Here is a 12659-nt window from a genome sequence, read left to right on the forward strand (position 1 = left end):
GCTCATTCGATCCCGTTGGCGCGTTGCAGATCGCGGATGTAGCGAATGACCATGGCGACATCGCCGCGTGTCAGACCGTCGACAGGGGCCATGTCGCCAAAGCCCCAGTGATGTGCGCGCACGCCAAGGGCAACGGCCCGCTGGAGCGATTCATCCGCGTGATGCGACGGCTCGTAGATCTTGTGTACGAGCGGGGGGCCATAGCCTTCCTTGCCGACCGCGTTCATGCCGTGGCAGCTGCTGCATTTGGCCTCGAAAATGCTCTGCCCGATTCCGGCCCCCTCGCTCCAGCTGCCGGGGAGGGTGACCTCGACCATGGCGGCGCCTTCTGTGTCCTGTGGCTGCGCGACCTCCCTTTGCGTCGACATCAGAACCCAGGCGACAGCAGCTCCGGCGGCGAGGGCCAGGCCGATCATCAGGGGTGGTTTCATTCCATGTGTCTCCCGTCTTTTCCGCGAAACTGGGGTTTCCACCTGCGGGAAGGTCAACAGGGGCGGGAAAGTTTTGTACAAAACGGTCAATCACGGGCGGGAAGCTTGTACAAAACGTCACATTTTGCTTTGACCGGCGGTTAGAGACAGGAGCATGACGATGGACCAGACCGCGCTTTCCCGGATCGCCGACGCGCTTGAGCGCATGGCACCGGCCCCCCTGACCACCCCCAATTTCTCGAGCGCGCCCGCCTATGTCTGGCACGTCGCGCCCGACCGTCTGGAACCGGTGGAACAGGTGAACAGGGTGGACCTTTCTCTGCTCGTGGGGATTGACCGCTCGCGCGATACGCTCCTCGACAATACGCGGCGCTTCGCAGCGGGTCTGCCTGCGAACAATGCCCTGCTCTGGGGCGCGCGCGGGATGGGGAAATCAAGCCTTGTCAAGGCAGTACATGGGCATGTTCAAGTGAGTTATCCCGAGCTGAAGCTGGTCGAACTACAGCGAGAGGATCTCCCCTCGGTCGGGCGTCTGCTGAATCATCTGCGCGCCGCGCCCTATCGCTTCATGCTGTTCTGTGACGATCTCTCCTTCAGCCACGACGACCAGCACTACAAGAGCCTCAAGGCAGTACTCGACGGCGGCATCGAAGGGCGGCCCGAAAACGTGGTGTTTTATGCCACGTCCAACCGGCGGCACCTGATGCCGCGGGACATGATCGAGAACGAAAGATCCTCGGCGATTTCCCCGTCCGAGGCGACTGAAGAGAAGGTTTCGCTGTCCGATCGGTTCGGTTTGTGGCTCGGTTTTCATCCATGCAGCCAGGATGAATATCTTGAAATGATAAGAGGTTACTGCGCGGCCTTCAACCTGAAGCCCGACCTCGACGTGCTGCGCGCCGAAGCGATCGAGTGGCAGGCCACGCGCGGCGCACGCTCGGGCCGCGTGGCGTGGCAGTTCTTTACCGATCTCGCCGGGCGGCACGGGGTTCGCCTCGGCTGACCGGCTCAGACACCCATGTCGGCAAGGATGCGGGACGCTTCCTTCGCACATGAGGTCAGGGAGTCGCGGTCTTCCCCCGGAAAAAAACGTGCTCGCGTGGCGGTCGGCATCGGCGCCGGGCTGGCGATCACGACACGTGGTCCGGTCCGCTCCGTTTCGGTCTGCCAGCTGCGTGCAAGCGCTATCTGTGCCGCCTTCGTGGCGCCATAAGCCCCAAAGAACTTCTCGCCCGCGCGAGGATCATCGAAGAAAAGGGCGCGGCCATCCGTTCCGAGAAGCGGTGAGACGTAGGGGATGAGCAGTGCGGTGGCGCTTGCATTCACCGCGATCGATTTCTGCCAATCCTTGGTGTCGACGAAATTCGCCGGCGCAAGTGGGGCGGCATGAATCGCGGCGTGCACCCAAAGATCCAGCCTTCCCCAGCGGTCGTGAATGCCACGGCACAGGGTGGCCATGGCAGCTGGGTCCGTGATGTCCATGGGGGCGAGTGTGGCCGATCCCCCGCGCGCCTTGATGCGGTCATCCAGTTCCTCGAGCGCACCGGTGGTGCGGGCGACGGCGACGACGTGGTAGTCGAGGGCCAGCGCCTCGGCCATGGCCGCACCCAACCCGCGCGAGGCACCTGTGACGAGGGCGAGTTTCGATGAGGAAGAAGTATCTGTCATGGGGCGCGGTTTGAACCCGCTTTGGCCACCCGTCAAGAGGGATCAGCCGCCGGAGATGGGGATGCGTCGTGCCTGGCCGTTACGCTGGACGACGATGCCCTCGCGGTCGATCGCCACGATGGTTCCGCGTTCGGCCCGTTCGCCGCGTGTCACAGTTTCGACCCGACCGTTGGGAAAACGCACCAAGGCGTTCAGATCGTTCTCGGGTCCGAAAATTCCGAGTACCGCAAGCGCGTTTTTCTTGAGGGCGCCCTCCTGCGTGGCGGCGCCTTCGATGGTCTTGTTTGCCATGTATGTCGTACCTGTCCGTGAAAATCGCGGCTGCCTAGCAAAACCAGGCGGGAGGCAAAAGCCGAGTCGCGGCGGCAGATGCCGCCGGCGGCAAAAGGGTGCCGATCGACGGATTTATTCGGCGGCTGTCCGCATCTTGAAGCCCTGTTCGACCTTGTCCGCAGGCACGACCGGGTATTCGCCCGAAAAACAGGCGTCGCAATATTGCGGACACGCCTTGTTGCGCCCCTGCGATTCGCCAACCGCCCGGTAAAGGCCGTCGAGAGAGATGAACTTCAGGCTGTCGACTGCGAGGTGTTTGACCATCTCGTCCTCGGACATGGTCGCGGCAAGCAGCTTTTCCCTCTCGGGTGTGTCGACCCCGTAGAAGCATGGCCATGCCGTCGGTGGGCTTGCGATGCGGAAATGGACCTCTTTCGCGCCAGCGTCGAGGATCATCTCCTTGATCTTGCGGCTCGTCGTTCCACGCACCACCGAGTCATCGACCAATACCACGCGTTTGCCCCGGATGAGAGCACGATTGACGTTCAGCTTGAGCCGGACACCCATGTTGCGGATCTGCTCGGTTGGCTCGATGAAGGTGCGACCCATGTACTGGTTGCGAATGATGCCCATCGCGTAAGGGATGCCCGATTCGAGCGAATACCCAATGGCGGCAGGCGTGCCGCTATCAGGAACCGGGCAAACGATATCTGCCTCTGCCGGGGACTCTTTGGCCAGTTCGCGCCCGATCGCCTCGCGGGTCTCATAGACCGAGCGGCCACCCAGGATCGAATCAGGGCGCGAGAAGTAGACATGCTCGAAGATGCAGAACTTCGAGGGTTGCGGACGGAAGGGAAAATGGCTCTCAACGCCCTTATCGGCGGTGATGACGACCATTTCGCCAGGTTCGATCTCGCGGATGAACTCGGCACCGATGATATCAAGGGCACAGGTTTCGGAACTCAGACACCAGCCATCGCCGACACGGCCCAGTACGAGCGGACGAACGCCCAGCGGATCGCGGACGCCAATGAGCTTGGTGCGTGTCATGGCCACGACCGAGAACGCGCCTTCGACCCGGCGCAGCGCATCTTCCATACGCTCGGGGATGTTGCGCTGAAGCGAACGGGCCATCAGGTGGATGATGCATTCGCTGTCGGACGAGCTTTGGAAAATCGAACCACGCTCGATCAACTCGCGTCGTAACGCGTTGGCATTGGTGATGTTTCCGTTATGCGCGATCGCGGCCCCGCCCATCGAGAACTCGCCGAAGAACGGTTGAACGTCCCTGATGGCGGTCTGGCCCTTGGACCCGGTCGTCGAATAGCGCACATGCCCGATGGCCAGCGGCCCGGGCAAGGTTTCCATGATATCGGCCGAGGTGAAATTGTCGCGGACATAGCCGAAGCGGCGAGCCGAGTTAAACCCCTGTTCCGGGTCATGGGCGACGATTCCACCGGCTTCCTGGCCGCGATGTTGCAGCGCATGAAGTCCGAGGGCGACGAAGGTGGCGGCATCCTGAACGCCCGTCACGCCGAAGATGCCGCACTCCTCGCGGAGCTTGTCATCGTCGAACGGGTGGGCGGGAGGCATCTGCGGGCTTTGCAAAACGTGCAGCTCCGATTCCGTGATGGTCAGCCCCCACATAATGCCTTGGACCGGCGGTGTCATCAAAGGATCACAATTGAACCTTGGGTCAAAACGTATCGGGTGCCTGATTTCTGACATGCCAACGAAAAAGGCAGCCCCGGGGCTGCCTTTGCGTTTTGCCGTCTACCGCTTGTCTTATTCGGCGCAGGTGCCGACGAGTTGTTCGTATTGTTGCGTGATCCAGCCCAATGCCTCTTCGGGGTTCTGCTCGTCGATCTTGCCGGACATGCGCGAGAACACCTGCGCGGACCGGCTTTCGTCGACGATGGTAAAGGCCTGGTTCGACATCACGGTGTCATAGACGAAGAAAGCGATGGCGACGAGCAGGATGCCGCGCGCCACGCCAAACAGAAAGCCGAGGCCTTGGTCGAGCCCGCCAAGCGCCGAACGCTGCACCAGCGAGGAAAACAGCGGCGTGAAGAAGCTGACGATGATAAGAGCAAGGGCGAAAACGGCGGCAAAGGCGGTAATGACCGACAATTCGCAACTTCCGGCAAGGAATTCATTCAGCACCGGGATCTCACGTACCAGAGGGACAGCCTGAGGCGCAAAGATGAAGGCAAGCACGGCCGCAGCCACCCACCCTGCGATGGCCATGACCTCGCGCACGACGCCACGCGAATAGGCCAGAAGCGCCGAAACGACGATGACCAGGGCCACGACCCCGTCGATAATGGTGAAACCTTCCATGACCCTCGCCTGTTCATCTGGAGCCCGGGATCCGGGCCAATTTATCCTGCTCCAAACGTTTCGCCAACAAAACCCACGAGATCAGAGGGGCGGCTGAGCGTCAGTCCGTCCACCGTGCCGGTTTTGCCGCCTGCCGGAGCAATCGCTGCGGTGAAACCAAGTTTTTGAGCTTCTTTCAACCTGTTTTCCGTCTGAGGTGCCGGTCTCAACCCGCCTGAGAGCGAGATTTCACCGAACAACACCGTTTCTGCGGGCAGGGCGGCATCTTCGCGGGCGCTCAGAAGTGCCGCCGCGACGGCCAGATCGGCGGCAGGTTCTGAAATCTTCAGGCCACCGGCAACGTTGAGATAGACGTCGAGCCCTGCAAAGGGAATGCCGCAGCGGGCCTCTAGCACGGCAAGGATCATGGCAAGGCGGCCACCGTCCCAGCCCACGACAGTGCGCCGTGGCTGGCTGTGCGGAGACGGGGCGACAAGCGCCTGAATCTCGACGAGAACCGGGCGGGTGCCTTCGATCCCGGCAAAGACGACCGAGCCGGGACTTGGCGTGCCGCGTTCGGACAGAAACAGTGCCGAGGGATTCACCACCTCGGACAAGCCGCTGCCGGTCATTTCAAAAACGCCGATCTCGTCCGCTGGCCCAAAGCGATTCTTGACGGCCCGCAAGATTCGGAACTGATGTCCGCGTTCGCCTTCGAAATAGAGGACGGTATCGACCATGTGTTCGACCACGCGGGGACCGGCGATCTGCCCTTCTTTCGTAACGTGGCCCACCATGACCACCGAAATCCCGTGACGCTTGGCAAAGGTCGTCAACTCATGCGCGGCAGCGCGGACCTGGCTCACGGAACCGGGGGCGCTGTCCACCGTGTCCAGCCACATGGTCTGGATCGAATCGATGATGGCAAGCCCCGGTTTTTCCGACTCAAGCGTGGTCAGGATGTTGCGCAGATTGGTTTCGGCAGCCAACTGCACCGGCGCATCTGCAAGACCAAGCCTGCGGGCACGCATCCGCACCTGTGCCGACGCCTCCTCGCCCGACACATAGATCGTCTTGAGCCCGGATTGTGCGAATTTGGCGGCAGCCTGAAGCAGCAGGGTCGATTTCCCGATGCCCGGATCCCCGCCCACCAGAAGCGCGGATGCGGCAACCAATCCGCCGCCAAGAACGCGATCAAGCTCGGCAAGGCCGCTGGTAGCACGGGGTGGGGGAGTCTCTTCTGCCGACAGATCCGTCAGCGCAACAGCCCGCCCGCGCTTGTTGCCGAGCGATTTTCCGGCTGGGCCGGAGGAAATCGGGGCGTCTTCGGTGATCGTATTCCACTCGCCGCACGCATCGCAACGGCCTGACCATCGGGCATGTCGCGCGCCACAGGCGGAGCAGGAGAAGGAGAGAGTTTTTGCCATGCGAGGCTTTTCGCCCGCTTCGTGGGCGCGGTCAATCGCGGCGCTACGTGGCGCCGCGATCTGGCAGGTAGATCACTCTGCCGCCGTCTTTGCTATCCCGACCACGTTGTCCGGCCGCTCCGGGTCGGTCCGCGTCTTTCCCCGGCGCGCTTCCAGTTCGGCAAGGCCGAGATCGAGTTCGGGGAGGATGTCGTTCAGATCCGCCTTGAGCCGGTTCACCTGGCTTTGGGCGACCGCCTCGTCGATCTCGACGGCCTGAACCCACTGGCGCATCTCTTCGGTCAGGATCTTGGCCGTGTCGATCCGGTCCTTGAAATCCTCTAGCTCCTGCTGTCGCTGGCGAAGGAATTCGCGAGCCCGGTTCACCCTTTCATCGGAATAGGTATCGGCCAGGTCGCGGCTGACGGTACTCATCTGCGCCGCCGCTTCGAGAATCTCCGGCTCCATGGACTGGAGGTCGGGATGTTCACGCAGGTAGGCGATACGCTCGCGCACGGCGTCGAACTCGTGGCTTAGGCTGAAGGCACCCTGACGGTCGGCGGCATGAGCGGTGTGATAGGCATGCACGATATCGTTCATCGTCAGGTGAAACTTGCGGTGGGAATGCTCAAGCTGCATCACGCGACCGTTTGTCGGAACAAAGGCGCAAAGCGCGAGTACGAGGACGGTAAACCCGATCTGAGCCCACATTCCGGCCGCCTCAAAGGCGGCGCCATTGATGGTGACCGGCACTTCCAACCACGGCATGACGCCGAAGGCTGCAAGCAACGTCGCACCCAGCAACCCGAAGGCGAACAGGACGATAAGCCCGAGAAGAACAGGCTGAATGATCGAATAGAGTATTGTCTTGAACAAGCTGACCGATGATTCGGCCGCTTGGGGTCGAAAAGTCGCCATGAAGGCCTCCAGTCACAGAATGCAAGCGTAAAATACAAATCAGTATAGACGCTTGCGCGCATCTGGCAAGTTTTTGCCTGCCGCTGGAGTAGAAAGCTCCGACATTGACTTTGGTTCCGAAATTACCGGGCCGTCAGTCACTTATTGTTTTCGATTTTTCCGTGAGAAGCGAAAGCCCGAGAGACGCAAGGATGCAGAAGGTGAAAAGATACAGCCCCCATGCAATCTCTATCGTGGCGTAGGACACGCCCTTGGCCACGGTGATGTATAGCGCAATAAGAAAGATATCGGCCATCGCCAGCTTGCCCATGACGTGAAGCGCGGGCAGGGCGCGCGCGTCCAGAAATCGCCATTGCACCAGCGCCAGCCCGACCGTCTTGACCACCGGGGCCACGAGCGCAAAGAGCGTGACGGCGAGGGCAAGGACCACGTCCGTGCGCCACAGGCTCTGCAGCCCGGTGATGACACTGATTTCGGACAACCCGAAGATCGGCAGCAAACCCGCGCGCATGAGCGGTGCAAACCAGGCGACCGGATAAAGAACCAGGAGCGAAAGCGTGGCGAGTCGTAGCAACATGGGTCTATCCCATCGCCCGGATCGGACCCGTGGCCCGACCGTGGACGAATTGTTCGAGAAAGGGATCGCCTGACGTATCAAGCTGTGCAACCGGTCCGGACCAGTGCAGCCGACCACCATGCAAGAGCGCCACGTCGTCGGCTATGATCCGAACGGACGGCATGTCATGGGTAATGGTGATCGCGGTCGCGCCCATTTCGGTCACGATCTCGCGGATCAGCCGGTTGATGACGCTTGCCGTGATCGGGTCTAGGCCTGTCGTCGGTTCGTCGAACAGCATGATCTCGGGTTGGATCGCGATGGCACGGGCAAGGCCCACTCGCTTTTGCATGCCTCCGGACAATTCAGCCGGATAAAGGTCGGCCACATCCGGCATCAAGCCGACGCGGAGCAATTTTTCCACGGCAAGGTCTCGGGCCTCCGACCTCGGGCGCTTGGATCGACCGTGGAGAAGGCGAAAGGCGACATTCTGCCAGACGGTGAGGGAGTCGAACAACGCCGCGCCTTGGAACAGCATCCCGATGCGCGGCAGCCAGCTGTCTCTGTTCTCTCGTTTGGCTTCTTGTCCGTCGATCAAGATTCGTCCCTGGTCCGGTCGTTCGAGGCCAAGGATACATCTGAGGGCAGCGGACTTGCCCGTCCCGGACCTGCCGATGATGGCCACCGATTGCCCCTTGGGCACATGCAGTGATAGCCCGCGCAAGACAGCACTTTCGCCATAGGACAGATGAATATCGTCAAGCGTGATCATGGGACAAAGAACAGACCGGTCAGCAAGAAATTGGCGGCCAGGATCAACATGGCGGCGGTCTCGACCGAAGCCTTCGTCGCGCGGCCGACACCTTGTGCGCCATTGCCCGCCCGAAGCCCGAAATAGCAGCCGATGATCGCGGCTATTCCGCCAAAGGCTACGCCTTTTGCCAGGGAGGAGGCGATGTCGTTGTATTCGAGGAAGTCGATTGTCGTCTGGAGGTAGGCAACCGGAGCAAAGCCAAGCTGCCACACCGCCACGCCGTATCCACCTGCTATACCGATCAGGTCGCCGATGGCAACCAGCATGGGGACCGTGACCAATGCCGCGAGCAGACGCGGGGCGACGAGATACTTCATCGGGTCCGTCGACAACGTGATCAGCGCATCGATCTGTTCCGTGACCTTCATCGTCGCGATCTCGGCCGCGATCGAAGAGGTCACGCGCGCCGCGACCATCAGGCCCACAAGAACGGGACCAAGCTCTCGCACGATGCCGATGGCGACGATCTGCGGCACGACGGCCTCGGCGTTGAACCGTGCACCGCCCGCGTAAATCTGCAAGACAAGCGCCCCGCCAGAGAATGCGGCTGTCAGACCGACGACCGGCAGCGACGCCCAGCCGATACCGAAGAGGGCAAGGCCAAACTCCCGGGCATAAAAGGGCGGGCGCAGGATATGGCTCAATCCATCGAGAGCGAAGATCGTGACGCGTCCGATCCGCGCCAGTGTTTCAAGTACGATGCGCCCCAACGCGCCAAGCGGCGCGGCGGGGCTCATTCCCTGTAGTCCCGCGTGTAGCGCGCGCCTAGTGAGGTCAGGATTTCATAGCCGATGGTGCCTGCGGCGTCCGCCCAGTCATCTACCCGTTGTTTCTCCCCCAACAGGCGCAGATGGTCGGGGTCTTGATCAAGATCGGTGACATCAACGGTGATGAGGTCCATCGAAACGCGGCCGACGACCGGGCAACGATGCCCATCCGAATGAGCGACAAGGCCGCCGCCGGTCCCGCGCAGGATTCCATCGGCGTAGCCCGCCGCGATGGTTGCGATGCGGCTGGGTCGCGTTGCGAACCATGTGTTGCCATATCCGACCGTTTCACCGGGCTCGACCTCGCGCACCTGGATCACCGGAACATCCAGGAACACCACCGGCTGTGCCTCGGCAAATGGCAGCCCACCATAGAGGCCGATACCCGGACGACAGAGATCGAAGTGGTATTCCGGCCCCAAGAGAATGCCCCCCGTCGCGGCAAGGGACAGCGGGATATCGAGCCCTTCGGTCATTTCTCGAAACGACTGCAATTGACGCGTGTTCATGGGGTGTCCCGGCTCGTCTGCACATGCTAGATGAGACATGATGAGTTCGGGTTTCAGACGGAGCGCAAGCTCGCGCAGCGCGACCCATTCCGCAGGCTCCATCCCGAGCCGGTTCATCCCGCTATCGAGTTGAACGCCGAACGGATGGTCGGGCATCGCCTCGGCGTGCCGTAGCATCTGATCGATGGAGTTGAGCATCGGCACGAGGTCGAAATCGCGCAGCAATTCTGTATCGCCCGCCATGTGCCCGGAGAAGACGCAGATGACCGGGCCGGGGCCCAAGGCGCGGCGCAAGGCTGCGCCTTCCTCGGCCACGGCAACGAAGAAGCTTCGCGCGCCTGCACGGGCAAGCGCATGCGCGACCGGTGCCACACCCAGCCCGTAACCATCCGCCTTTACCACGGCAGCGGTCTCGGCTTCGGTCATTGCGTCAAGCGCGCGCCAGTTCTCGGCAAGCGCATTCAGGTCGATGGTGAGGCGAGCAGTTCCCATGTTGGCGTTGTTGACAGCAGCGTCGTCCGGGTCAAGAGGAAACAGGCGCAAAGCGCCGATCAGGGCCAGTCCAGGTAGCGCCTGTTGCGTTCCCATATCTTTTCGCCCACTTCGCAATCGTAGGGCGGCAGGTTTCTGCTCTGTGCGCGATACAGTCGGGCTGGCAGGTTGCCCGCGATTTCGAGCACGAGTTTGCGTTGCACTGCCTCGGCGAACTGGTCCCAATGTGTCACGGGAAGTATGAACGCACCGGGGCCGCCGATCACGCAACGGATGTAATAGGTATCCAGATCGGGGATGCCCCATGTGGGCGTCAACGCATCCTCGGTCATCAGGGGAAGGCCGTTGATGGTAATGCCGCGGGCGAGCACAGCATCGCGGGCAGCAGTGACCAGCCCGCCCTGATTGTTCGGACCGTCCCCGGAAATGTCGATGACGCGGCGCAGACCGCTGAACCCGTTTCCCTCGAACGCATCCGCAGCGTGGCGCAAGGCCTGGGTGATGGATGTCCTGCGCATCGAGGCATCGTAATGCGCAATGATCTGCGCCGCAAAAGCGCGGGCATCCTCGGCGCTTTCAATCAAGGTCCAGGGTACAACCTCGCGCTGGCTGGCCGTGCCGGCCCATTCGACATAGGTGATGGCCGCATTGCCGATCATCCCGTTCAGAATGGCGGCAATGACCTCGTCGCTTTGCAGCGCCTGTGCATAGCCGCGGCGCTGTATTTCCAGCTCATCCGGGTTCATCGAGCGCGAGACATCGACCGCGAGAAACAGCTCGACATCGACCTCGCGGTCCCGGGCAAGGGCAGGGGTTGCGAAGAGAAGGCATAGAACAAGAACACGGACCATGGACCGATTGGGCCAGACCAGGGTCGCCCTGTCTACTCAAACCTGTGTCAGTAGCCTTGTTCGTTCTGCTGCCAAGGCTTCACGAGGTTTCCGAAGCGGGTGAACTGCGCCTCGAAGGCCAGCTCAACAGTGCCGATGGGGCCGTGTCGCTGCTTGCCAACGATGACTTCGGCCTTACCGTGCAGGCGTTCCATCGCCTCGATCCACTCGGCCATCTTGTCGGCCTCATGATCACCGGGTTTTTCGCGTTCCTTGTAGTATTCTTCGCGGAACACGAACATCACCACGTCTGCATCCTGCTCGATCGAGCCGGATTCGCGCAGGTCCGAAAGTTGCGGGCGCTTGTCGTCGCGGCTTTCGACCTGTCGGCTCAGCTGTGACAGCGCAATGACAGGAATGTTGAGTTCCTTGGCGATGGCCTTCATGCCCATCGAGATCTCGGCGATCTCGTTCACGCGGTTGTCGGACATGCCGCGGCAAAGCTGGAGGTAGTCGATGACCAACAGGTCCAGGCCATGCGTCCGTTTGAGCCTGCGGGCGCGTGCCGCCAACTGGCTGATCGGCAGGGCAGGAGTATCATCGATGAAAAGCGGGCAGGCTTCCAGCGCCTTGGCCGCATCGACGAAGCGGCGGAACTCACTTTCGGTCATGTCGCCTTGGCGAATCTTGTGGCTGGAGATTTCCGAGGCTTCGGCCAGAATACGGCCCGCCAGCTGTTCGGCGCTCATTTCGAGACTGAAGAAGCCGACGACGCCACCGTCGATGGCCCCTTCGGAGCCGTCGGATTTCTGCCCGCGCTTGTAGGCCTTGGCGACGTTGAAGGCGATGTTGGTGGCAAGAGAGGTTTTGCCCATCGACGGCCGCCCGGCGAGGATGAGAAGGTCCGAGGGGTGCAAGCCGCCCAGCTGCTTATCGAGATCGGCCAGCCCGGTCGAGATTCCGGCCATGCCTCCGCCGCGCTGATAGGCCTCGTTGGTGACATTGACGGCCTCGGTCACCGCCTTGAGAAAGGATTTGAAGCCGGATTCGGTCTGCCCCTGTTCGGACAGCTGGTAGAGCTTTTGCTCCGCCTCGACGATCTGCTCCTTGGGTTCACTGGACACGTCGACCCGCGATGCCTTGTCCGAGATATCGCGACCCAGCCGGATCAACTCGCGCCGGATCGCGAGGTCATAGATCATCTGCGCATAATCGCGCACGGCAAAGGCGCTGATCGAAGCACCGGCAAGGTTTACTAGATACGCGGCACCGCCCAACTCTTGCAGGCCTGCATCGTCGGCCATGAAGGACTTGAGCGTTACGGGAGAGGCAAGCGCGTTCTTGGCAATGCGCGCGGCGGCCACCTCCCAGATCCGGGCGTGGACCGGATCATAGAAATGCTCGGCTCCGATGATGGAGGCCACACGGTCATACAGGTCGTTGTTGGTAAGGATCGCACCGAGAAGCTGCTGTTCGGCTTCGACCGAATGCGGCATGGTCTCGGCGTCCTGAATTTGCGCCTGCGCGATACTGCTGATCTCGTTCATTGTTGTTCCTGCCATCCCCATGGGACCGGAGTTCTAGCTGTCCGAGGGGCTGAAACGCAAACTGTATGTTTCTGTGGATAGGCTGTGTGTATCGAAGGATATCACATAATGTTGTGTCTGGCCCGAGGT

Annotated in this window: 14 protein-coding genes; 1 reads left to right on the forward strand and 13 read right to left on the reverse strand. The window is 61.5% G+C overall.

Features of this window, described 5'->3' with window-relative positions:
- Positions 1 to 2: 2 nt before the first annotated feature.
- Complete coding sequence (locus ACFORG_RS18985) at positions 3 to 431, reverse strand: c-type cytochrome (RefSeq protein WP_386737125.1); 429 nt, start codon at positions 429 to 431, stop codon at positions 3 to 5.
- Positions 432 to 591: 160 nt separating this feature from the next.
- Between ACFORG_RS18985 and ACFORG_RS18990 the strand changes: the two genes are divergently transcribed.
- The gene (locus ACFORG_RS18990) at positions 592 to 1434 is read left to right on the forward strand and encodes an ATP-binding protein (protein WP_386737126.1); all 843 of its coding nucleotides are present in this window, start codon (positions 592 to 594) and stop codon (positions 1432 to 1434) included.
- 5 nt (positions 1435 to 1439) lie between these two features.
- Here the strand turns inward: ACFORG_RS18990 and ACFORG_RS18995 are convergent, their stop codons facing one another.
- The 12 genes from ACFORG_RS18995 to ACFORG_RS19050 all read right to left on the reverse strand — a co-directional run bounded on the left by ACFORG_RS18995 (position 1440) and on the right by ACFORG_RS19050 (position 12530).
- Positions 1440 to 2099, reverse strand: a complete 660-nt coding sequence (locus ACFORG_RS18995) for an SDR family NAD(P)-dependent oxidoreductase (protein ID WP_386737127.1) — start codon at positions 2097 to 2099, stop codon at positions 1440 to 1442.
- A gap of 42 nt (positions 2100 to 2141) precedes the next feature.
- Positions 2142 to 2390, reverse strand: coding sequence for a hypothetical protein (locus ACFORG_RS19000; protein ID WP_386737128.1), 249 nt, complete (start codon positions 2388 to 2390; stop codon positions 2142 to 2144).
- Positions 2391 to 2504: 114 nt separating this feature from the next.
- Entirely contained in the window at positions 2505 to 3965 is a 1461-nt protein-coding gene (gene purF / locus ACFORG_RS19005) for an amidophosphoribosyltransferase (protein WP_386737277.1), read from the reverse strand.
- Between the two features lie 192 nt (positions 3966 to 4157).
- Complete coding sequence (locus tag ACFORG_RS19010) at positions 4158 to 4712, reverse strand: CvpA family protein (protein WP_386737129.1); 555 nt, start codon at positions 4710 to 4712, stop codon at positions 4158 to 4160.
- 41 nt (positions 4713 to 4753) lie between these two features.
- Positions 4754 to 6118: a DNA repair protein RadA gene (radA, locus tag ACFORG_RS19015; RefSeq protein WP_386737130.1), complete on the reverse strand. Its 1365-nt coding sequence runs from the start codon at positions 6116 to 6118 to the stop codon at positions 4754 to 4756.
- Positions 6119 to 6190: 72 nt separating this feature from the next.
- Complete coding sequence (locus ACFORG_RS19020) at positions 6191 to 7015, reverse strand: DNA repair protein (protein WP_386737131.1); 825 nt, start codon at positions 7013 to 7015, stop codon at positions 6191 to 6193.
- A gap of 133 nt (positions 7016 to 7148) precedes the next feature.
- Positions 7149 to 7592 (reverse strand): paraquat-inducible protein A, encoded by a 444-nt coding sequence (locus ACFORG_RS19025; protein ID WP_386737132.1) that lies wholly within the window; start codon positions 7590 to 7592, stop codon positions 7149 to 7151.
- Positions 7593 to 7596: 4 nt separating this feature from the next.
- Positions 7597 to 8343 (reverse strand): ABC transporter ATP-binding protein, encoded by a 747-nt coding sequence (locus ACFORG_RS19030; RefSeq protein ID WP_386737133.1) that lies wholly within the window; start codon positions 8341 to 8343, stop codon positions 7597 to 7599.
- Positions 8340 to 9122: an MlaE family ABC transporter permease gene (locus ACFORG_RS19035; RefSeq protein WP_386737134.1), complete on the reverse strand. Its 783-nt coding sequence runs from the start codon at positions 9120 to 9122 to the stop codon at positions 8340 to 8342. The genes ACFORG_RS19030 and ACFORG_RS19035 overlap by 4 nt, the downstream gene beginning before the upstream one ends.
- On the reverse strand, positions 9119 to 10153 hold the full coding sequence (alr, locus tag ACFORG_RS19040) for an alanine racemase (protein WP_386737278.1): 1035 nt from the start codon (positions 10151 to 10153) through the stop codon (positions 9119 to 9121). Before alr ends, ACFORG_RS19035 begins: the two co-directional genes overlap by 4 nt.
- A 59-nt stretch (positions 10154 to 10212) precedes the next feature.
- On the reverse strand, positions 10213 to 11004 hold the full coding sequence (locus ACFORG_RS19045) for a DUF1194 domain-containing protein (protein WP_386737135.1): 792 nt from the start codon (positions 11002 to 11004) through the stop codon (positions 10213 to 10215).
- A gap of 47 nt (positions 11005 to 11051) precedes the next feature.
- Positions 11052 to 12530 carry a replicative DNA helicase gene (locus ACFORG_RS19050; RefSeq protein WP_386737136.1) on the reverse strand — a complete coding sequence of 493 codons (1479 nt, stop codon included), beginning with the start codon at positions 12528 to 12530 and terminating at the stop codon, positions 11052 to 11054.
- Between the last annotated feature and the right edge of the window lie 129 nt (positions 12531 to 12659).

Source organism: Lutimaribacter marinistellae, from assembly GCF_042648365.1.
GTDB lineage: Bacteria > Pseudomonadota > Alphaproteobacteria > Rhodobacterales > Rhodobacteraceae > Lutimaribacter_A > Lutimaribacter_A marinistellae.

Excerpts from the sequence above, each read along its gene's own strand:
- purF (WP_386737277.1), bottom strand. The coding sequence starts at position 3,965 with ATGCCTCCCGCCCACCCGTTCGACGATGACAAGCTCCGCGAGGAGTGC.
- ACFORG_RS19050 (WP_386737136.1), bottom strand. The coding sequence starts at position 12,530 with ATGAACGAGATCAGCAGTATCGCGCAGGCGCAAATTCAGGACGCCGAG.
- ACFORG_RS19000 (WP_386737128.1), bottom strand. The coding sequence starts at position 2,390 with ATGGCAAACAAGACCATCGAAGGCGCCGCCACGCAGGAGGGCGCCCTC.
- ACFORG_RS19045 (WP_386737135.1), bottom strand. The coding sequence starts at position 11,004 with ATGGTCCGTGTTCTTGTTCTATGCCTTCTCTTCGCAACCCCTGCCCTT.
- ACFORG_RS19010 (WP_386737129.1), bottom strand. The coding sequence starts at position 4,712 with ATGGAAGGTTTCACCATTATCGACGGGGTCGTGGCCCTGGTCATCGTC.
- ACFORG_RS18990 (WP_386737126.1), top strand. The coding sequence starts at position 592 with ATGGACCAGACCGCGCTTTCCCGGATCGCCGACGCGCTTGAGCGCATG.
- alr (WP_386737278.1), bottom strand. The coding sequence starts at position 10,153 with ATGGGAACTGCTCGCCTCACCATCGACCTGAATGCGCTTGCCGAGAAC.
- radA (WP_386737130.1), bottom strand. The coding sequence starts at position 6,118 with ATGGCAAAAACTCTCTCCTTCTCCTGCTCCGCCTGTGGCGCGCGACAT.
- ACFORG_RS18995 (WP_386737127.1), bottom strand. The coding sequence starts at position 2,099 with ATGACAGATACTTCTTCCTCATCGAAACTCGCCCTCGTCACAGGTGCC.
- ACFORG_RS18985 (WP_386737125.1), bottom strand. The coding sequence starts at position 431 with ATGAAACCACCCCTGATGATCGGCCTGGCCCTCGCCGCCGGAGCTGCT.
- ACFORG_RS19025 (WP_386737132.1), bottom strand. The coding sequence starts at position 7,592 with ATGTTGCTACGACTCGCCACGCTTTCGCTCCTGGTTCTTTATCCGGTC.
- ACFORG_RS19020 (WP_386737131.1), bottom strand. The coding sequence starts at position 7,015 with ATGGCGACTTTTCGACCCCAAGCGGCCGAATCATCGGTCAGCTTGTTC.
- ACFORG_RS19035 (WP_386737134.1), bottom strand. The coding sequence starts at position 9,122 with ATGAGCCCCGCCGCGCCGCTTGGCGCGTTGGGGCGCATCGTACTTGAA.
- ACFORG_RS19030 (WP_386737133.1), bottom strand. The coding sequence starts at position 8,343 with ATGATCACGCTTGACGATATTCATCTGTCCTATGGCGAAAGTGCTGTC.